The organism is Marinomonas sp. AWM4_232, assembly GCF_056158325.1.
Map to the genome: position 1 here is coordinate 2,392,606 of NZ_JBSWTA010000001.1, position 19,558 is coordinate 2,412,163.

Below are 19,558 nucleotides of genomic sequence, written 5' to 3' on the forward strand. Positions count from 1 at the left end.
GTCATCCTGACGCTGCTTTAAAAGCATTCAACCTCTCGCTCAATTGTATTTATCTGATGGTATTCCAAGTACTCTTAAGCCAGCGCCATGGATGGCGCGAGAGGGCGCTTTATCAGGGACGATTACGCGCCCGGCGTAGAGTGTTGGAATACCAGTTACTCTGATGAACTCGAGCTAGTCTCGATCTGCAATGTCCACCCAAGAGGCCTTTTCTGGGCCGATGTAGTCGGCACTCGGGCGAATAATGCGGTTGTTAGCACGTTGCTCCATTACATGGGAAGCCCATCCAGTGACCCGTGAACAAACAAAGATCGGTGTGAATAATTTGGTTGGGATGCCCATAAAGCGGTAAGCGCTGGCATGGAAAAAGTCAGCGTTACAGAACAGTTTTTTCTCGCGCCACATGACCGCTTCACAACGCTCTGATACCGCATAAAGGTGAGTGTCGCCTACTTCTTCAGAGAGCAGTTTTGACCACTTTTTAATGATGTCGTTACGTGGATCACGTTCGCGGTAAATGGCGTGGCCAAAGCCCATGATTTTGTCTTTGTTTGCCAGCATACCCATGATGGCATTTTCCGCTTCATCTGGGGTTTGCCAAGGCTCGATCATATCCATAGCGGCTTCGTTAGCACCACCATGCAGTGGACCGCGAAGGCTGCCAATGCCACCGGTGAAACAAGAGTGCATGTCAGATAGAGTGGAAGCACACACGCGAGCGGTAAACGTCGAGGCGTTGAATTCGTGTTCAGCGTAGAGAATCAATGACGCGTTCATCACTTTTTCATGTAAAGGGTTTGGCGTGTCACTGTGCAGCATAGCCAAGAAATGACCCGCTAAGCTGTCTACCGATGGGTTAAGCGTATCGATACGAACACCATCGTGGCTGAAGCGATACCAGTACAAGATGATCGCTGGCAAAGTGGCCAATAAGCGATCTGCGACATCTTGTTGTTGGCTAAAGTCAGTTTCGGTCTCAAGGTTACCTAAAAAGGAACACCCAGTGCGCATCACATCCATAGGGTGCGCGTCTTTGGGAATTAATTCCAAGGCAGACTTAAGTGCTTGTGGCAGCTCGCGCAGTTTCATTAACTTGGTTTTGTAATGATCCAGCTCAGCTTGGTTAGGTAGTTTGCCGTAAAGAAGTAGGTGAGCCACTTCTTCAAAGCAAGCCTTGTCAGCCAACTCTTCAATATCATAGCCGCGGTAGGTGAGGCCTGAGCCAGTTTTACCCACGGTACATAGAGCGGTTTCCCCTGCGCTTTGGCCGCGAAGGCCTGCGCCAGATAGTTCTTTAGCCATTATTAATCTCCATTCTTATTTTTCTAGACTTCGGCAAAGCTATTGCGCTTGCTAATACTTTGTTAAAAACAGACTCAAAATGCTCAAAAATATGTTGGAACAGATTTCAACAGCTTTTGCTGGCCCGAAGGGCGTAGCGCAGGGATGCGCGAAGTATTTATACCTATAAACTCCGCTTTTTCGTCTGTTTTTGCCTCGTCTTAGCTTCGCTCATAACGCTTTACATTTGTCTCTTTAGCGAGATATCTGATTACTGCTATTGATCTCAGGTGATTTTAAATTTGGTTATTTGTCCTTGGAAAAAAGTGCGTCGAGCTTTTGTTCGTAATCGTGGTAATTCAAGAAGTCGTACAAGTCCATGCGCGTTTGCATGGTGTCGACTACGTTGCGCTGGTGGCCGTCGTTCAATAGGTGTTGGTAGACGTTCAGCGCTGCTTGGTTCATAGCGCGGAAGGCGCTTAATGGATAAAGCACAAGATCGACCCCAGCGCTGGCCAGTTCTTCACGGCTAAACAGCGGTGTTGCACCAAACTCTGTAATGTTGGCCAATACAGGGACTTTTACCGCATCAACGAATTCACGGTATTGTTCAAGAGTAAGCATGGCTTCTGGGAAAATCATGTCGGCACCTGCTTCGACACAGGCGACGGCTCGCTCAATTGCGGAGTCCATGCCCTCTACAGCGAGTGCATCGGTGCGGGCCATGATGACAAAGTTGTCATCATAACGAGCATCGACACAGGCTTTGATGCGATCGACCATTTCCGCTTGACTGACGATAGCTTTATTAGGGCGATGTCCGCAGCGTTTTTGTTGGACTTGATCTTCAATATGCACCGCTGCTGCTCCCGCTTTTTCCATTTGCTGGATAGTGCGTGTGATATTGAATGCGCCACCAAAGCCCGTGTCGATATCTACCAACAGCGGCAAAGTGCTTGCCGCTGTGATTCGACGAACATCTTCTAGAACATCGTTTAAGTCGGTCATGCCCAAATCTGGTAAACCGTATGATGCGTTAGCAACACCACCCCCTGAAAGGTAAATAGCATGGTGTCCTGTTTGCTCGGCCATCATGGCGCAGTAGGCATTGACGGTGCCAACGACCTGCAACGGTGAATGGTCTTTTATCGCTTGGCGAAAACGTGCGCCGGGTGATGCTAACGTCATACTATCCTCACTTTTATTTTTATTGGCTAAGGTTGGCCAGAGTTACCCTGAGTGATGCTGTTTTGTAGCATCGCTTTTTTTAATAGATTGGCGGCGCGACTGATGTGGCGACGCATTAATAGTTCTGCGAGATCACCTTCGCGATTGGCGATGGCGTCTAAAATCGCTTTATGCTCACGCAATGCCTGACGCGGGTCAGGGCGTGAATCCGCAGTGTAGCGACGATACATGCGGATCGTGGCGTATAAATCTTGGGTTAAAACCCGAATCAGCTTTTTATTTTGGCTGGCGTGAATGATGCGTAAATGGAAGTCTTCGTTGCCATATTGGCTGGCATAGTGCTCATCGTGGTTACTATCAAGGTGAGCCTGATGTTCATCGAGTAGTTTATAAAGCTCAGTCACTTCTTGTTCGCTGATGAGCTCTGAGGCTAAGCGCGCTGCCATACCTTCCATGGCTTCACGTAAAGTGTAGGTGTCCAATAAATCATCGATATTCAGGTCGATTACCCGTGCACCAACGTTGGCGGTACGCGTAATCAACCCTAATGTTTCCAGCTTTACTAGGGCTTCACGCAGTGGGCCACGTGATACGCCATAGCGCTTAGCGAGTTCTGGTTCTGATATTTTGCTGCCAAGGGGTAAAACACCTTCTACGATTTCAGCGGTTAAGCGCTGAGTTAAATCATCCGAGAGGGTGGCTGATTTGATTTGTGTAACCTTGTCCAAGCTCAAGTCCTACTTTTTGTCTACAATGTGACTATTTATAGAGTGGATATGAGTATAGATCAAGTTAGATTGTCGACAATTCGACTTAGGTAGTAGTTGGAATATTATTCTTATTCATATATTGTCGACAATATTGGAAGGGCTCAAAAAGTTGATTACCAAGTAATAGACTGATGATTCCAGTCCATATAACTGGCTTTGCCATCCATTTCTAATGTCTCTAATAAGCTTAATAGCTGTGTTGCAACAAACTCAGGTGTAAACAATTTGCCTTCTGGAACTGAGCGCTGGAAGGGCTCGGAAAGAGGTGTGTCTGTAGTGCCAGGATGAAATGCGAGTAATTTGACGTTCTTCGCCCGACGCGCCAGCTCTACCGAAAACGTTTGCACCATCATATTAAGTGCTGCCTTAGAAGCGCGATAACTATACCAGCCACCTAACTGGTTATCGCTGATGCTGCCAATACGGGCGCTAAATAAGGCGACTTTGCAAGGTTCGGTGCTTTTAAGGTGAGGTGTCAGATTTTTTAGCCACAGGGAAGGAATGACCGTATTGGCGGTAAACACTTTAAGCATATTCTCGGCGCTAATGCTCTCTAACTTACGTTCTGGCTGAAGCTCATCTTGATGCAAGATGCCTTGGCAGATAAAAACGTTGGCTACTGGGAAGTGGATGTCTAATCCTTGGCAGGTGCTTTCGATACTGGGTTCATCGTATTGGCAATGTAGGGAAGTGATTTTAGGGTGTTGAAAGCTCTGATAGCGACTAATGGCGATAATTTGCTGACAATCATCCAAGGCAATCAATTGATCAATAATTGCTTGAGCAATTTTACTACCAGCGCCGACCACGATGGCTGAATAAGACATTTCATACTCCTGTGCTTGTATCTTATTCAATACGTAAAGGAGTGATAATTGGATGGTTTAGATCACTTATTTAGGAGAACGAGGCGGGCAGCTATCCTTGTTGCAAGCATCGCAGCGTTCTTGCCTAGTTAGCCAGTAAGAGATTTTATGGCGATGCTTAGCAAATAGAAGGTAGCCGCGATCAGCGAACCAGCGGATGAATGGCCAGCGCAAAACTCTTAGCCACTTATGCTTACCGACTGCTTGCCAAACCGCCACATTGGCATCCAATCCTGTAACCAGTTGGCCATTATTTAAAATGGCGTGCAATAGTCGGTCTGCCGCCTCTTTATTGATCTGTGGATACAGTGTTTCGAATTCATCACTGTGTATATCCACTAACGTCAATTGCTGAGCAGTATTGTAGCGTTGCAATACTGAAATCTCTTTCATGCAGAGCGGGCAGTGGCCATCGTAGAACAGTGTAACCATAAGCTTGCCTTTGAAGTTAGGACTTTGGATACAACATAAGTAGGTGCATGGCACAAACTAGTATTGTCAAAATAAAGCGTAAGTTAGGATAAAAAGACTGATCTGGGCGAATAGCCTTGAGCCAGCGAACTTCCAGCCAAAAAATACTTATATAGCCCCCCAACAGAAGTAGCAAGGATAAATGAGGCTGATAAAAGACAAGCCCTAACCAAGCTCCTAGCGCGATAAGGTTACTAGCTATTAGTAGTGGCTTTCCTTGTTTTTGGCTTGGCTGCTCTAGTACTTGTCCCCAGATTGCACCACTTAAGAAACTTAGAATGACCGCACTGTAGGCAACGAAAACATTCTGAGCATGAAACCCATAATGATAAAAATCAAAATGATACGCGATGGTACTGACCAGAAATGGAATCAATCCTAGAAAGCCAAGAGTTTTGATCAAAGTACTAGAAGAATTACGCATATTGTGTCCTAAACGTAAAGTCTGATTGACAGTAGGTACGTATTATCTAACAAAATGGATGCTACAAGGTGTGAAAGTGGTCACATATACTTAAATTTTTATAAGAAATCTTCGGAATGTCCGCCATTGAGTCAATCAAGGTCAAAGAGTACAATGTCGGACTTATTTTATCGGCTACGCCGTTGCGCGCAGGCCGCCCCAAATTAACGAATTAAGGTGTGTTTAAAAATGCCAGCAAAAACGATGGATGAACTCGTCTCCCTTTGTAAACGTCGTGGATTTATTTTCCAAGGCAGTGAGATTTACGGTGGTATGCAAGGGGCTTATGACTACGGTCCACTAGGTATTGAGCTAAAAAACAACCTTAAAAACGCTTGGTGGCGTGCCATGGTCTACGATCGTGATGACGTTGAAGGTCTAGACGCTGCGATTATCCAGAACAAGCACGTCTACAAATACTCTGGTCACGAAGACACTTTCACAGATCCAATGGTGGATTGTCACGACTGTAAATCACGCATGCGTGCAGATCACATGAAAGACATCAAAAAATGTGACAACTGTGGTTCTGATAACGTGACTGAACCACGTGATTTTAACCTAATGTTTAAGACTAACGTTGGCCCAATGGTGAACGAAGAGTCTTACACTTACCTGCGTCCAGAAACTGCACAAGGTATCTTCACAAACTTCAAAAACGTTGTGGACTCGACTTCTCGTGCTCTGCCATTTGGTATCGCACAGATCGGTAAATCGTTCCGTAACGAAATCACACCACGTAACTTCATTTTCCGTGTACGTGAATTCGAACAAATGGAACTTGAGTTCTTCTGTAAGCCTGGTGAAGACGAGCAATGGCACGACACTTGGGTGAAACTGCGTAAGCAATGGTGGTTAGACCAAGGTTTGGCGGAAGAAAACATTGAGTTTGAATACGTGACAGGTGATGACCTAGCGCACTATTCAAAAGCAACTGTGGATATCTTGTACAAGTTTCCACATGGTTTTGAAGAGCTTGAAGGTGTTGCGAACCGTACTGACTACGATCTTGGTTCCCACACAAAAGCGCAAGAAGAGTTTGGTCTGTCTGCAAAAGTTAAGAAGAACGAACACTCTACCACTAAGCTAGCGGTGCGTGATTTGGAAGAGAATAAGCAGATCGTACCTTTCTGTATCGAGCCTTCTGCTGGCCTAGACCGAGGTGTATTGGCTGTGATGACAGAAGCTTACACGGAAGAAGAGCTGGAAAACGGCTCAACTCGTATCGTTCTGAAACTTAAGCCGCACCTAGCACCGATTAAAGTTGCTGTCCTTCCTCTTAAGAAGAACAAGCCAGAAATCGTTGAAGCGGCAAAAGCGATTAAGAACCGCCTACAAAAACTAGGCCTTGGTCGTATCCTTTACGAAAACACAGGTAACGTTGGTAAAGGCTACCGTCGCCATGACGAAGTAGGTACGCCGATTTGTATCACAGTTGACTTCGATACCATCGAACAAGAAGGCGCACCAGTAACCATTCGTCACCGAGATACGATGCAACAGGAAGTGGTAAACACGGCTGATCTACCAAGTTTCATCTTGAATTATTTCGTAAACCAAGATGCTTAATCGCAACTTGTCATAACACATCAAAGCCGGCACATCTGTGTCGGCTTTTTTATGCCTCAAGCTTTCTATACTGACTGTAAAGCTAGGGCTTGCTGGTGATCATTTCTTCTAAACCACCGCCATTCAATACGTGAGTAAACCCCATGTCATAAAGCTGACGTTTTGCGTGAGAGGCTCGACTGCCAGAACGGCAATAGACGACTACAGCTTTATCACGATCAAGTGTGTTCGCAAGCTTACTAAGAGAGCTGAGCGGCATGTTCACAGCGCCCTCTATATGATCTGCTCTATATTCCGAAGCGGTTCTAACATCAATAAGTACTGCACCTTGCTCCAGAGCCTGCCAAGCTATATCAGACCGTTTTGAAGCCAATGCATTAATGCTGAAGATTGCGATAATGGCTGCAAGCAGGATAAATAACATGTGCTTGAAAGGGGTTTGAGTGTCTACCGTTAAACGTTCCATATTTCATGATCCTATGTAATAAGGGTTAAGTGCGTTAAAAAATCGTTACGGCATATCATCACGCGCTCTTAGCGCAGGGGGTCTTACGCAAGCTTTGAAAGCTTGGATCACTATTTTTTTCAAAATTTTTAAGGTGAGCTTACAGGGCAATATCGAGAGGCCGCTCGCAATCAAAAGCTGACTGCGAGCAGTAGGGGAGTCTTATTGTAATTCAAAGACCGCAAAGCCTTGGTCGTCTAATCCAGTGAACGTCATTTTCTGTGTTGCATAAGATTTAGCCTTAGGCGAGCTGGTGAAATTCACGGTGGCACCTGCAAAACTAGCAAACGTCCAATTGTTATCCGCGGCAGGGTTGATGATGGTCTGAGACAACAAATAATTCGCCACGACGTCGCGGTTTTTATCGGGTGCATCAATGACCGTTGTGGATCCATCTAGCGCAGGGAATTTACCACCACCCGATGCGCGGTAGTTATTGGTGACGACTAAGAATTCTTGGTTAGGATCAATAGGCTGATCTTGGTAAGTCACTGCTTCAATACGATGTGCGTCTTCGTTAACGATTTTCCCTTCACTGTCATAGCGATTTGGCTTTGTCACATTGATGCGATACTGAATGCCATCAATCACATCAAAGTTGTAGGTTGGGAAGCTGGTATTAATCAGTGCTTGAGGAGCTTCTAGATTAGGTTGGATTTGATTAAACTGTCCAGCGGAGCGTTCTAGCCACTCGATCACCTGCGCACCAGTAAGTTTGACGATTTTCAGATCATTTGGGTAAATGTAAAGATCGCTCACATTTTTCAGGGCAATATCGCCTTTTGGTACGTCGGTGAAATACTCTGGACCGCCACGACCGCCTGCTTTAAATGGGGCTGCAGCAGATAAAATCGGCAGGCCTTCGTATGACGTTGCGCGAACGATATTCTGTGCGTACCAAATCTGCGCATTGTTCACGATTTGGATAGAAGGGTCATCTTGCACTAGGGCGAAGAAGCTATTGATGTCAGCTGTGCTTTCACCCACTTTGCGACGCATGTACTCCAGTGTACCTTGGTGTTCATGATCAACGGCATGATTGATATGTTCATCAGCTTCTACTAATGGCACTGTAGTGCGTCCTTCGCGCTTGGCGATAGCTCTCACACTGCTGGAGCCTTTGACAACTTTCCAGCCTTGGCCTTCTTGTTCTAGAACAAGATCTACTAAGCCAAGGTGTGATCCCCAAAAACCGGGCATGGTTGCAGGCACACCAAAAACGGTTCCTGTAGCGTTGTCTACGCCTTCGATGTTATTCAGTGAGCTATCCCCTGGAAACACTTTGTGGGAGTGACCAAATAAGATGGCATCGATACCGTCTACTTTGGCGAGGTGGTAAGTGGCGTTCTCTTCCCCTTGTTCATAATTCCCCACATACATGCCACTGTGAGGGATCGCAATGATGACGTCCGCTCCCTCAGATTTCATTTGTGGGATGTACTTTTGAGCGCTGGCGATGATGTCTTTGGCAATGACTTTGCCTGTAAGATTATCTTTATCCCAAGTCATAATTTGCGGTGGCACAAAACCGATGTAACCAACATTGATTACTTGCTCTTTGCCGTCGCTGTCCAATACCGCTGTTGGTTGGATCAAATATGGCTGGAAGTAAGGCTGATCGTTATCAGGATTGGTATCTCCGTCGTCGACGTAGACATTGGCATTAATATAGGGGAAGTTAGCGCCAGCTAATGACTTCATTAAAAAGTCTAAGCCGTAGTTGAACTCGTGGTTACCAATATTGCCCACATTGTAATTCAGTAGGTTCATGGCTTTGTAAGCTGGGTGTGTTTCACCAAAACGCAACACGCGGCCTTTTGCCACATAGTCACCCAAAGGGTTGCCCTGTAATAGATCACCGTTATCGACCAGAACCGAGTTTTGAACTTCCGCCCTAGCTTGTTTGATTAATGTGGCAACGCGCGACAGGCCAACGCTGTTGCTTTGTTTGTCAGCGTAGTAATCATAGTCCACCAAATGCATATGAATGTCAGTGGTTTCCAATACACGCAGATCAACCGTTGCAGCGCTGGCTGTTGTGGAAGCTAAGCATGCCAACGTAAGGCTGGTTGGCAAAAAAAGTTTGCTCCATTGTTTCATGGTTTTATGGCTCCAAGTTCCGATTGTGACAGGCAAGAGAACGATACTTTGACTAAAAGGTCAATATTTAAGAGAACAGGAGCTTATGCAATATCTATGACGCTTTTATGTATTGAACCACAAAAGCTAGGAGAGCAGAAAACCGCAATGGTGTGGTTTTCTGCATCGGTTGCGCTGACAACTCGCCTAAGGTTGTTGTTCGAAAAAATTCGCGATATCTCTTTGAATAGGGGCTTTACTCGGAATAAACCAAATCAAGCTTGAAACCATATCGACGTGACCCATGTTTGGGTAAATAATCGTGTCGACGGCTCCATTTTTTTGACGAACTCTCTCTGCTAAAAGGTCGATGTTGCGTTGTCCAACAAGCTCATCTTTCTCTCCCCATAGCAGTAACATGGGCGGCTCATTACCTTCTATAAAGTTCGTAACGGTCATTTGAGGGTACTGATTTGGCGGCCCAAACATATCTTTTAAATCCTCTTCTTCAGGCACGAAATCATACGGTCCAGATAAGCCAGCAAAGGCTTTAATGTTTTGAGTGGAGTGGTTGAGCTGAGCCAAGTAACGTTCATCGGCATTGATCAAAGCACCGATATGAGCGCCTGCGGAATGCCCCATGATAAACAAGCGGCTTGAATCGCCATGGTATTCAGCAACGTTGTCTAACGTCCAAGCAACCGCTTGTGCACCATCTTCTACAAAGGCGGGAAACTTAACATCAGGGTATTTTCGATAATCAGGAATGACAACAACATAACCTAAATCTAAGAAAGTCTTCGCTACAAATGGGTACATCTCTTTTGAACCATCAGTCCAGCGTCCACCGTAGAAGAATACCAAGACCGGAGCTTGATTTGCCTTCGCAGAAGAAGGCACGTAAATATCCAAAGTTTGATTCGCTAACTGCCCGTAAGCGATGTCTTGATAACGTTTTGTGGAGTCAATCAGAGTAGGTAGATTGGCAACTTGTAACCCTATCTGAGTACAGCCCGCGCTGAGTAATGCGCCAATGGCGATTAATGAGTTCCTGATTTTGATAAGGCTCTCCTAGCAAGTAAATATAAATCTTACGGGATTCGACCACAGTTGGATGAGGATTATTCAAAAAAGATTTCCCCATGGAATTTTTAAGAGCCTATTGGAGTGAGGCTAGGGCGCGTTTCATAATGGGAGTATTCCAATAGGATCTAATGAATTATTAAGGAGTCATCATGAATGATGTCATTGAACTCTTACAATCTCACCGTTCAATTCGAAAATACCGCAATCAACCACTTCCTGATGGATTGCTTGAGCAACTCGTAAATGCTGCACAGTATGCCTCCTCAAGCAACAATGTTCAGGCCTACAGCATCATCCGTGTGAGTGATAAAGGTAACAGGGCACGCTTACAAGAGTTAGCCGGGAACCAAGTGTATATCTCTCAAGCGGCAGAGTTCCTAGTCTTCTGCGCTGATATGAAGCGCAATACAGAAGCAGCGGCTCGTACAGGTATTGAGCCGACGCTTGGTATGACAGAGCAACTTCTTGTTTCAACCATCGACACGGCATTGATGGCGCAGAACTTTGCCATCGCAGCAGAGTCAGAAGGCCTTGGTGTAGTGTACATAGGTGGTGTGCGTAACAATCCGCAAGAAATCAGCGATCTGTTAAAACTACCAAAGCATGTTTATCCAGTATTTGGCATGTGTGTAGGCTACCCAGAACACCATCCTGACGTTAAGCCTCGCCTACCTATTGCGACGGTTTTAAAGCAGGATTACTACGATAGTGAACACGATATTGCCTTGGTTGCAAAATATGACTCGGAAATGGATGAGTATTACCAACAACGAGCAGGTGGCAATAAAATCTCTAACTGGTCTGAAAGCATGGCACCGATGTTTAGCGGGAAACTGCGCCCGCACATGCGAGACTTCTTAATTTCTCAGGGCTTCGAGATGAAGTAATCAGTGGGCTAATCTTAGCTACTTGATTTCATAGCAGAATTTTAACTTACTGTATTGGCAAAGCGCCGCACCCTAGCTATAATGGGCGCCGTTTAAAGGCCCCATAGCTCAGTTGGTTAGAGCATCCGACTCATAATCGGCAGGTCCCCTGTTCAAGTCAGGGTGGGGCCACCATATAGAAAGGCGTAGCAGGTTAGTACCTACTACGCCTTTTTCTATTCCTGGTCTGCGGACTAGTTTTTTATCAATATTTGCTTTGATGACAGCTAAATATTGGTCCTTTAGGGGCTCCGAAAACTCCCTACATGTAGAATTCTGAACACCTAAACCTAAGAAACTCTATTTCTATTTGATGGCCTCTATTTGGGTAAGAATTTGTGATGCTTTCTTTGCACCAATGCCCGTTAAGCTAGTCAGGTCTTTAGTTGTAATTGCCTTGAGTTCTGGAATACAAGAAAACCCCTTATCTATGAGACTCAAAAGGTGGGAGGCTGTAAGGTGCTTTATATCTGCGACTTGCTCTCTGAAAATGAATCCGAAACATTCAATATCATCAAATACAATTGGTGCGCTTTCAGTTACCTTTTTTGCTCTTTCATAGGCTTCATTGAATGAGTTGGGCTTGCTATAGCTTATCGGTTGCTCGATGATTTTTCTGAAAGTGATTAAAGCAGGTAGAGCTTTACCTCCAGTGCTGCAAGACCTCAAAGCTTGGCTGGAAACCAATCACCCTAAGGTCCCCAAAGACTCGTTGACCTTCAAAGCGATCCAATATAGCCTAAACCAGTGGAAATCCTTGGTGGCCTACTGCGATCATGGCTTCGTTCATATTAGCAACGCCTTAGCCGAAAATGCCATCCGCCCGTTCGCAGTGGGCAGACACAATTGGCTGTTTGCTGATTCGTCACGTGGAGCGAACGCTAGTGCCACCTGCTACTCACTGATAGAAACCGCCAAAGCCAATGGCCTAGAACCATCAGGCTACCTCCAATACGTGCTTGATCATATAGCTGACGCAGACAGCTTAGAGAAGCTCGAAGCACTATTGCCCTAGAATATGGCGAAAGCTGACTAGATTAGCAGAACTGACCGTATCGTTATAGGAGCTGATATAAGGGCGCTTACGCGGTAGCCTTAGCATGGGCAGCTTTAGCAGAGTAATCATTTTTAGAGCACCGCTTTAACTCACGAGCAATGGTTTTATTACTTCTTGCCATCTCGTCAGCAATCTTTCGAGCGGAAAATCCTAGTTTCTTTAGGCCTTCAATCTGGTATTGTTCACATAGAGTGAGTTGCTTATATTGGTTGTTCATTTGAGCACCTTAGCGGATTGTGTGAGAACCTGAAGCATATAGGCAACTTGCTCTACTTCCTACTTTGCTAAGTGTGTCGGTTATGGCTGAAATCTAAAGTCTATATTTGAATTATTTGGTTGCATTAGGGAGCATGAAAATAAGTTGGAAAGATTGTCTCATGTTACCGACTTAATCTCGTGCTCCTTTGATATTATTGGATAGCCAAGGCTAGATTAGAATGATGTATTTCATAATTCAAAATCCCTAATCGTTAACTTTTTGATAAATACAACAATGCTTGTATAGGATGCTTTATTGATAGCTGATCAAAGCGTTTTACTTGTGATCGGCAAGAGTAGCCTGTAGCTATAATAGAATCGGTTGTCTCTGTGTTTGAAATAATGTCTCCCCAGCTTTGTTTATATATAGCCTTGGAGTTATCTAGGTTTGCCGACTCATGTCCATATGTCCCTGACATTCCGCAGCACCCTGAGTTTATAATATCCAGCTTTTGCCCTAACGCTTCAAATACTTCTTCCCAAATTCTCACTGATGAGGGGGCATTGCTCTTCTCAGTACAATGGATAAGTAGTTTGAATGTTTTAGACGTCTTTAACGTTATATTACTAAGAAAAACTTCATTTTCTTTGAGCCATTCTTGTAGCAGGTAAACTTTTGGCAAGGGGCCAGAGGTTATTTTTGAATACTCTTGTCGGAACGTCAGGGTCATTGAAGGATCTATACCAACTAAGCTGACACCATGATTCTCAATATTATTAAGAAAATTTATATTTCTCTTCGCTACACTGGAGAAGTTTTTTAGGAAACCATGGACATGTAATGGCTTACCATTAGCTTTAAAAGGCGCGACCATCACGTTAACACCTAATTTTCTCAAAAAGTCTACAATGTCTAAAAAGAGCTGCGTCTCAAAAAAACTAGTGAATGCATCTTGGACAACCACTAGCGTTTTCTTTCGCTCATCATCGGTTAGTTGCTTGAGCAGTACTGTGGATGCATATTTAACTTCTCTTCTATTGAGCTCTTTACCCAAGTTTAGGTTGCTAAGCATAGGAGTGTCCACAATTCCTATGCCATGAGTTAGAACACTTCGTGTTAAAAAGTTGCTCATCGTTAGGTTGTATAGTGAGGGAAACCTAGCAGCATATGGAATAATATATTCAAGGCCTGCAATAGCATAATCTTTCGTGGGTCGAAGGTAACGAGTATGGTAGAGAGATAAAAAACGTGATCTAAAATCTGGTACATTTACTTTTACAGGGCATTGACCAACACATGATTTACAGGCTAAGCAGCCTTTCATTGCATCATATACTTCATTGGAAAAATCATATTGCCCTTGGTTGCGTCTAATTGTATTTAAGGCACGTTTGAAAGCCCCGGTTATTCCTGTTCCTGCTGGTTCAGATATCTGAAGGTCTGATACATTTACACCTTTGTTAGATAGAAGACGCAACCACTCTCGGATGAGGGTTGATCTACCTTTAGGAGAGTGAATTCTATCTCTAGTACCCTTCCAAGAGGGGCACATTAAGTCGTTTGGGTCAAAGTTATAGCAGCCACCATTGCCATTACAGTTCATGGCCGAGCTGTATTCTTCTCGGACATTATGTGGAATTTGCCTATCAAATTGGCCTCGTGTTGGAACTTCATCTATCTTTAGTAGCTCTGCCCCCTCTACAGCTGGCGTTGCAATTTTCCCAGGATTCATCTGATTGAAAGGATCGAAAGCAGCTTTAACCTCTTGGACCAAAGGGTAGATTGGACCAAAAAACTCTGGAGCATATTCTGATCGAACTCCTTTTCCGTGCTCTCCCCACAGTAGACCTTTATATTTTTTTGTTAACGCAACTACCTCATCGGTAATTTCCCTAATTAACTTTTCTTGACTTGGATCTTTCATATCTATAGCTGGGCGCACATGAAGAACTCCAGCATCTACATGGCCGAACATGCCATATGATAGGTTTCTAGCATCAAGCACACTCCTGAACTCCATAATGAAGTCTGCTAAGTTTTCAGGAGGGACTGCGGTATCCTCGACAAACGGAATCGGTCGTTTGGAGCTATTTGTGTTGCCTAGTAGGCCCACGGCCTTCTTTCTCATGCCCCAGATCTTATTGATCTCTTTTGATCCTCTCGCAACTGTAAAGCCGAAGCTTTGGCCTGGGGTTCCTGAGACTTGTTCTAGATGTTTTGTTAAACGATGGATTTTCTCCTCTAGGCTATCTAAATTATCACTTGTATATTCAACTAAGTTAATTCCTTGTATTGTGGGCTCAAGGGAAGACGTTGGAAAATAGCTAGAAACGCTTTCCCATACGATATCTTCCATTGCTAAATTTAGAACTTTAGAGTCAATGGTTTCAATTGACGTTGGTCCCCACTCCATAAGAGCTTTTGCATCTCTCATAGAGTTCTCGAAGCTATCGTATTTGATATTTACTAATGCGGAATACTTAGGAATAGGGAGCAACCTTAATTTGGCTTCGCTTATGAAAGCTAAAGAACCTTCTGCTCCACATAGAACAGAATTCAAGTTGAACAGGCCTGATTCATCTCTTATATGAGCTAGATCATATCCAGTAAGGCACCGGTTTAGCTTTGGAAATCGAGCGATGATTTCGTCTTTGTGATTTTGTTCTAGGTTGTTAAGCTTACGGTGTACTTCACCTATAATATCCCCTCTATCAAGAATTTGAGCCAGCTCTGTATCATCAATTGCTTTAGATATCCAGGACTTACCTCCTAACCAAACACTTGTCAACTCCAGTACATGGTCTCGAGTTTTGCCATATAGAACAGACCCTTGCCCACTCGCATCCGTATTAATCATCCCGCCTATTGTGGCACGGTTTGATGTCGATAATTCAGGTGCAAAGAAAAGCCCATATTTTTCTACAGCTTTGTTTAGTTGGTCTTTGACTACACCGGTTTGAACTTTTACCCATCGCTCTTCCTCATTAATCTCTAAAATTTTATTCATGTGTTTAGAGGTATCTATTATCAACCCATTTGTAAGGGATTGGCCGTTGGTCCCAGTACCGCCCCCTCGCGCACTTAAAGTAATGTCTCTAAATTCTGGGTATGAGGCTATTTCAGCTATTAATTCGAGGTCTTTTTGATTTTTTGGATATATGACTCCTTGCGGCAGTACTTGATAGATGGAGTTATCAGTCGATAGAACCAATTTGCTGCTGTAGTCGACGTTTAGGTCACCTAAAAAGCCATCTTTCTTTAAGCGTTCAATGAATTGGAGATATGAATTTTGAGAAGTGCTGGGAGTATCGAGTAGAGGAATCATCTATGTTCACCATAAAAGTAATGACAATTTTTGTTATATGTTGCAAATTATGTTTTATTAAAACAATTGATATAAAATCATGGATTTATTGAAAATATCGAATAATGCGTCAATCAAGCATCTTGTGTCTTTTGTAAAGGTTGCTGAAGCTAAGAGCTTTACAGTTGCGGCGACGAGCTTACATATGACGCAGTCCACCTTGACCACCCAAATCAAGCAATTAGAGTCAAATGTAGGAGTAGTGTTATTTGATCGGACGACTCGATCCGTTGAGATGACTAGTGTCGGAGCGTCTTTCCTTCCAGTTGCTAAACAACTTCTAAATGACTTCAAAGTCGCGATTGAGGATCTCCATGCTCAGGCTAACTTGGACATTGGTGTCGTTAAACTTGCATCGTCTCCCTCCATTATGTCAGGGATATTGCCAAGTTCTGTCAAAAAGTTCAGAGACCAGAATCCTAAGGTTCATTTTGTGATGCGAGAAGAGGCGGCTGAGAAAATTGAAAGTTTGGTGCGCACTGGGGCGGTTGATTTCGGTATTGGAGGAAATCATTCAAATGCCCCTGACCTTGAATATATTCCATTGCTAAAAGATCAATATGGGATCGTATCTACTGATCAACCAAGGACTGAATTATGGCGACATCTAAGGTCTGAAAGTCTAGTTTGGTTATCTTTTGACAATGGAATTCGACGTGAGTTGGTTAATTTCTTCGAAAGCAATCATATAGATATTAATTTAGATAAAGTTAGTCTTGAGGTATCGAGTACTGCGGCTATGGCGTCGATGGTTAGCGCTGGGCTGGGGAAGGCGATAATTCCTGCTATGGCTGTCAGTACACCTGCTTTTGAATCACTTAATTTCTCCCCGTTAATCGAACCTAAATTGCTCCGTACTATCTATTTAATAAGACGAACGGGCAGGACACTATCGCCTTCTAGCTCGGCTTTTTTTGATATGCTGAAGTTACATGTTTCAACTCATAGATTGCCAAATGGAGTAACTCCAATTTAACAAGTATTCCTCTCTCAACGCTTGAAAAGGAGTAAGTCGTGTAGATTGTATTTTGTACCCTGAACGACTCGGTGTCGATAATTTGATTTTTGTTGTCGTAATTTTTGTATAGGGTTTTGGGCTAAGCATTGAGAATCAATTGTGCAAGGTCTGAAAAACAAAAATAATCGCAGTTGGAGAGTAAATGGAAACCATGAAATTCATTATAGATAACTGGTTGGTTATCTTAAATTTAGGGCTTGAGCATCTTACAATCGTTGTTGTCGCAGTTGGGTGTGCAATTTTAACAGGGGTTCCAATCGGTATTGCGATTACGCAGAATCAGCGCGTGGCAAATTTTGTCCTTTATGTTGCTTCAATTGTCGTAACAATTCCTTCCATTGCTTTATTTGGTCTAATGATTCCACTCTTGTCAGTGATTGGACAAGGTGTGGGGTGGTTGCCAGCAGTCATTGCAATTCTTCTTTATTCTCAGCTACCAATCGTTAGAAATACCTACACCGCAATTACTAATGTTGACCCAGCGTTACGTGAGGCTGCAAAGGGGATGGGGATGACTTCATCTCAGCGATTGATGAGAGTAGAGATCCCTCTTGCTGTTCCGGTAATTATGGCAGGCGTTCGAACTGCTGTGGTTATGAATATCGGCGTTGCTGCAATAGCAGCATATATTGGCGCTGGTGGGTTAGGGGTTTTGATATCTCGAGGAATTAGTCAAACGGACCCTCGTCAGCTGATAGCAGGTGCTATCGCAGTATCCATTCTTGCTGTAATTGCAGATAGGGGGCTATTAAAGATTCAAAAAGTGCTTACGCCGAGTGGTCTAACTAGATAAACACAAATATATCAATAAATTAAGGGCATAGAATAAGTATGATACAGCTCGAAAATCTAACGAAAACCTTCAAAACACCAGAAGGTACAACTATAGCTGCCGATCATGTCAATATGACTGTTCCTTCCGGTGAGATCTGTATTTTATTGGGGCCGTCCGGCTGCGGTAAAACAACGACTCTTAAGATGATCAACAGATTAATTCAACCAACTAGCGGCCGCATTTTGATTAATGGCGAGGACACTAGTAAGTTAAATGACATTGAATTGCGTCTACAAATTGGTTATGTGATTCAGCAGATTGGCCTATTTCCTAATATGACTGTCGAGGAAAATATTTGTGTAGTGCCTAAGCTCCTTGGTTGGGATGTTAAAAAATCGCGTCAGCGTGCTGCCGAGTTGATCGATCTAGTTGGCTTGGATCCCAATCAATTCCTAAATCGATTTCCAAAAGAGCTTTCTGGCGGACAACAGCAACGTATTGGTGTTATTCGTGCTTTGGCTGCTGATCCACCGGTAATGCTAATGGACGAGCCGTTTGGTGCAATTGACCCTATTAACCGTGAAGTCATTCAAAACGAATTTTTGAAGATGCAAAGCGAGTTAAAGAAAACCATTATGTTCGTGAGTCATGATATTGACGAAGCGGTGAAAATGGGAGACAAAATTGCCATCTTCCGTGGTGGTAAGATTGAGCAATATGCTAGTCCGAACGAAATTTTGGCCGAACCTAAAAGTCCATTTATTGCGGACTTTGTAGGCTCTGACCGTACGTTGAAACGTTTGCGTTTATTATCTACAGAAGATGTGATGAATCATCGTACTCCTGTAGTTTCACGTCATATGCTTACAACTGAAGCTTACTCTGTATGTCAGCAGGCAAACAGTAGCTTTGTAGTCGTTGTAGATCGAAACCAAAAACCTCGCGCATACCTAACACGTGAAGAAATGGCGGGTAAAGGTGGTAAGGTGGGCGACTTGGCGCACTCTTTGCGAGCGACTATCCCGTTAGGTACAGATCTACGAGCAGTTGTCTCCGAAATGTTTGCTCATGAATCATTTTGGCTTCCATGTGTGGATGCCGAAGGTCGCTTTGCTGGCACCATCCATCAAAGCGATGTCACTAGTAAGTTGAATGAGGTTTCTGGACAGGTTCGAGGTGCTTTATGAACGCAGAGTCAAAGCGCTTGTTGCCCTTGATTATTAGTGTGTCATTTTTGATCGGTAGCTATTTAGGTGCTGAGGGGCTGTATGATCAACTTGGGTACTATTGGGAAGACATCGTCTATTTGTCGCAGCAACACATTGTCCTTGTGGCAGCATCCGGTGGCGCTGCAATATTGATTGGTATTCCCATTGGTATCTGGTTGTCGAGGCCGTCTATGGAGCGTTATGCCGAAGCTGTAATGCAAGTATTTAATATTGGTACAACAATACCAACGCTTGCGGTGATAGCACTCTCAATGACGCTTTTAGGGATTGGTTTTGCACCAGCCTTCTTTGGTTTATTTATAGCATCTTTGTTACCAATTATTCGTAACACATATACAGGTTTGCTTGCCATTCCAGCCCACATGAAGGAAGCGGCTGTAGGTATGGGAATGTCTAGTTCTCAGATTTTATTCAGAGTAGAACTCCCAAACGCAGCATTTGTAATATTTTCTGGCGTAAGAACAGCTTTGGCTATCAATGTCGGTACCGCTCCATTGGCGTTTTTGATTGGTGGCGGTGGCTTAGGAGAATTAATCTTTACGGGGATTGATTTAATGGACACCAGCATGTTGTTAGCAGGCGCCATCCCAACTTCGCTTCTAGCGATTCTAGTGGATTTTCTAACGGGACAGGGGCAAATGCGCTTGATCTCGAAAGGAGCCAATCCGCTTCGTTAAGCGTTATCTAGAGACCAATAGGAGGTCACAATAAA

17 protein-coding genes, 1 tRNA gene and 1 pseudogene are annotated in these 19,558 nt (G+C 44.0%); 8 read left to right on the forward strand and 11 right to left on the reverse strand.

The features are described 5' to 3' along the window. Nucleotides 1-174: 174 nt before the first annotated feature. The 6 genes from prpC to ACXAC1_RS11400 form a co-directional block, all read right to left on the reverse strand. Nucleotides 175-1,302 carry a bifunctional 2-methylcitrate synthase/citrate synthase gene (gene prpC, locus ACXAC1_RS11375; RefSeq protein ID WP_475061570.1) on the reverse strand — a complete coding sequence of 376 codons (1,128 nt, stop codon included), beginning with the start codon at nt 1,300-1,302 and terminating at the stop codon, nt 175-177. A gap of 285 nt (nt 1,303-1,587) precedes the next feature. Continuing rightward, on the reverse strand, nt 1,588-2,469 hold the full coding sequence (prpB, locus tag ACXAC1_RS11380; protein WP_475061571.1) for a methylisocitrate lyase: 882 nt from the start codon (nt 2,467-2,469) through the stop codon (nt 1,588-1,590). Between the two features lie 26 nt (nt 2,470-2,495). After that, entirely contained in the window at nt 2,496-3,197 is a 702-nt protein-coding gene (locus ACXAC1_RS11385) for a GntR family transcriptional regulator (protein WP_475061572.1), read from the reverse strand. Nucleotides 3,198-3,352: 155 nt separating this feature from the next. After that, nucleotides 3,353-4,066, reverse strand: a complete 714-nt coding sequence (locus ACXAC1_RS11390) for an SDR family NAD(P)-dependent oxidoreductase (RefSeq protein ID WP_475061573.1) — start codon at nt 4,064-4,066, stop codon at nt 3,353-3,355. Between the two features lie 66 nt (nt 4,067-4,132). Beyond that, complete coding sequence (locus tag ACXAC1_RS11395) at nt 4,133-4,537, reverse strand: thiol-disulfide oxidoreductase DCC family protein (protein ID WP_475061574.1); 405 nt, start codon at nt 4,535-4,537, stop codon at nt 4,133-4,135. Nucleotides 4,538-4,553: 16 nt separating this feature from the next. Beyond that, on the reverse strand, nt 4,554-5,000 hold the full coding sequence (locus ACXAC1_RS11400; RefSeq protein WP_475061575.1) for a DUF3429 domain-containing protein: 447 nt from the start codon (nt 4,998-5,000) through the stop codon (nt 4,554-4,556). A 228-nt stretch (nt 5,001-5,228) separates the two neighbouring features. Between ACXAC1_RS11400 and ACXAC1_RS11405 the strand changes: the two genes are divergently transcribed. Beyond that, nucleotides 5,229-6,608, forward strand: a complete 1,380-nt coding sequence (locus tag ACXAC1_RS11405) for a glycine--tRNA ligase (protein WP_475061576.1) — start codon at nt 5,229-5,231, stop codon at nt 6,606-6,608. A gap of 82 nt (nt 6,609-6,690) precedes the next feature. Here the strand turns inward: ACXAC1_RS11405 and ACXAC1_RS11410 are convergent, their stop codons facing one another. The 3 genes from ACXAC1_RS11410 to ACXAC1_RS11420 all read right to left on the reverse strand — a co-directional run bounded on the left by ACXAC1_RS11410 (nt 6,691) and on the right by ACXAC1_RS11420 (nt 10,092). Continuing rightward, complete coding sequence (locus tag ACXAC1_RS11410; protein ID WP_475061577.1) at nt 6,691-7,074, reverse strand: rhodanese-like domain-containing protein; 384 nt, start codon at nt 7,072-7,074, stop codon at nt 6,691-6,693. 201 nt (nt 7,075-7,275) lie between these two features. Next, nucleotides 7,276-9,213 carry a bifunctional 2',3'-cyclic-nucleotide 2'-phosphodiesterase/3'-nucleotidase gene (locus ACXAC1_RS11415; RefSeq protein ID WP_475061578.1) on the reverse strand — a complete coding sequence of 646 codons (1,938 nt, stop codon included), beginning with the start codon at nt 9,211-9,213 and terminating at the stop codon, nt 7,276-7,278. Between the two features lie 186 nt (nt 9,214-9,399). Continuing rightward, nucleotides 9,400-10,092: an alpha/beta hydrolase gene (locus ACXAC1_RS11420; protein WP_475061579.1), complete on the reverse strand. Its 693-nt coding sequence runs from the start codon at nt 10,090-10,092 to the stop codon at nt 9,400-9,402. 335 nt (nt 10,093-10,427) lie between these two features. On the opposite strand from ACXAC1_RS11420, the gene nfsA reads away from it, so the two are divergent. The 3 genes and pseudogenes from nfsA to ACXAC1_RS11435 form a co-directional block, all read left to right on the forward strand. Beyond that, a complete protein-coding gene (gene nfsA, locus ACXAC1_RS11425) occupies nt 10,428-11,165 on the forward strand; it encodes an oxygen-insensitive NADPH nitroreductase (RefSeq protein ID WP_475061580.1) in 738 nt (245 codons plus the stop codon). A 97-nt stretch (nt 11,166-11,262) separates the two neighbouring features. After that, nucleotides 11,263-11,339: transfer RNA gene (locus tag ACXAC1_RS11430), tRNA-Ile, on the forward strand. 514 nt (nt 11,340-11,853) lie between these two features. Next, nucleotides 11,854-12,219: pseudogene (locus tag ACXAC1_RS11435) on the forward strand (IS66 family transposase); the annotation flags it as partial. Between the two features lie 67 nt (nt 12,220-12,286). Here ACXAC1_RS11435 and ACXAC1_RS11440 read toward each other — a convergent pair. Beyond that, nucleotides 12,287-12,478, reverse strand: a complete 192-nt coding sequence (locus tag ACXAC1_RS11440; RefSeq protein WP_475061581.1) for a helix-turn-helix domain-containing protein — start codon at nt 12,476-12,478, stop codon at nt 12,287-12,289. A gap of 253 nt (nt 12,479-12,731) precedes the next feature. Further along, nucleotides 12,732-15,785 carry a D-2-hydroxyglutarate dehydrogenase YdiJ gene (gene ydiJ, locus ACXAC1_RS11445; protein WP_475061582.1) on the reverse strand — a complete coding sequence of 1,018 codons (3,054 nt, stop codon included), beginning with the start codon at nt 15,783-15,785 and terminating at the stop codon, nt 12,732-12,734. A gap of 79 nt (nt 15,786-15,864) precedes the next feature. Here ydiJ and ACXAC1_RS11450 point away from each other — a divergent pair, with 79 nt between their 5' ends. From ACXAC1_RS11450 to ACXAC1_RS11465, 4 genes are all read left to right on the forward strand, one after another. Beyond that, nucleotides 15,865-16,800 carry a LysR family transcriptional regulator gene (locus ACXAC1_RS11450; protein ID WP_475061583.1) on the forward strand — a complete coding sequence of 312 codons (936 nt, stop codon included), beginning with the start codon at nt 15,865-15,867 and terminating at the stop codon, nt 16,798-16,800. A 184-nt stretch (nt 16,801-16,984) separates the two neighbouring features. Further along, nucleotides 16,985-17,635, forward strand: a complete 651-nt coding sequence (locus ACXAC1_RS11455; protein ID WP_475061584.1) for an ABC transporter permease — start codon at nt 16,985-16,987, stop codon at nt 17,633-17,635. 38 nt (nt 17,636-17,673) lie between these two features. Continuing rightward, nucleotides 17,674-18,804 (forward strand): ABC transporter ATP-binding protein, encoded by a 1,131-nt coding sequence (locus ACXAC1_RS11460; protein ID WP_475061585.1) that lies wholly within the window; start codon nt 17,674-17,676, stop codon nt 18,802-18,804. Beyond that, nucleotides 18,801-19,523: an ABC transporter permease gene (locus tag ACXAC1_RS11465; protein ID WP_475061586.1), complete on the forward strand. Its 723-nt coding sequence runs from the start codon at nt 18,801-18,803 to the stop codon at nt 19,521-19,523. Before ACXAC1_RS11460 ends, ACXAC1_RS11465 begins: the two co-directional genes overlap by 4 nt. Nucleotides 19,524-19,558: the final 35 nt, after the last annotated feature.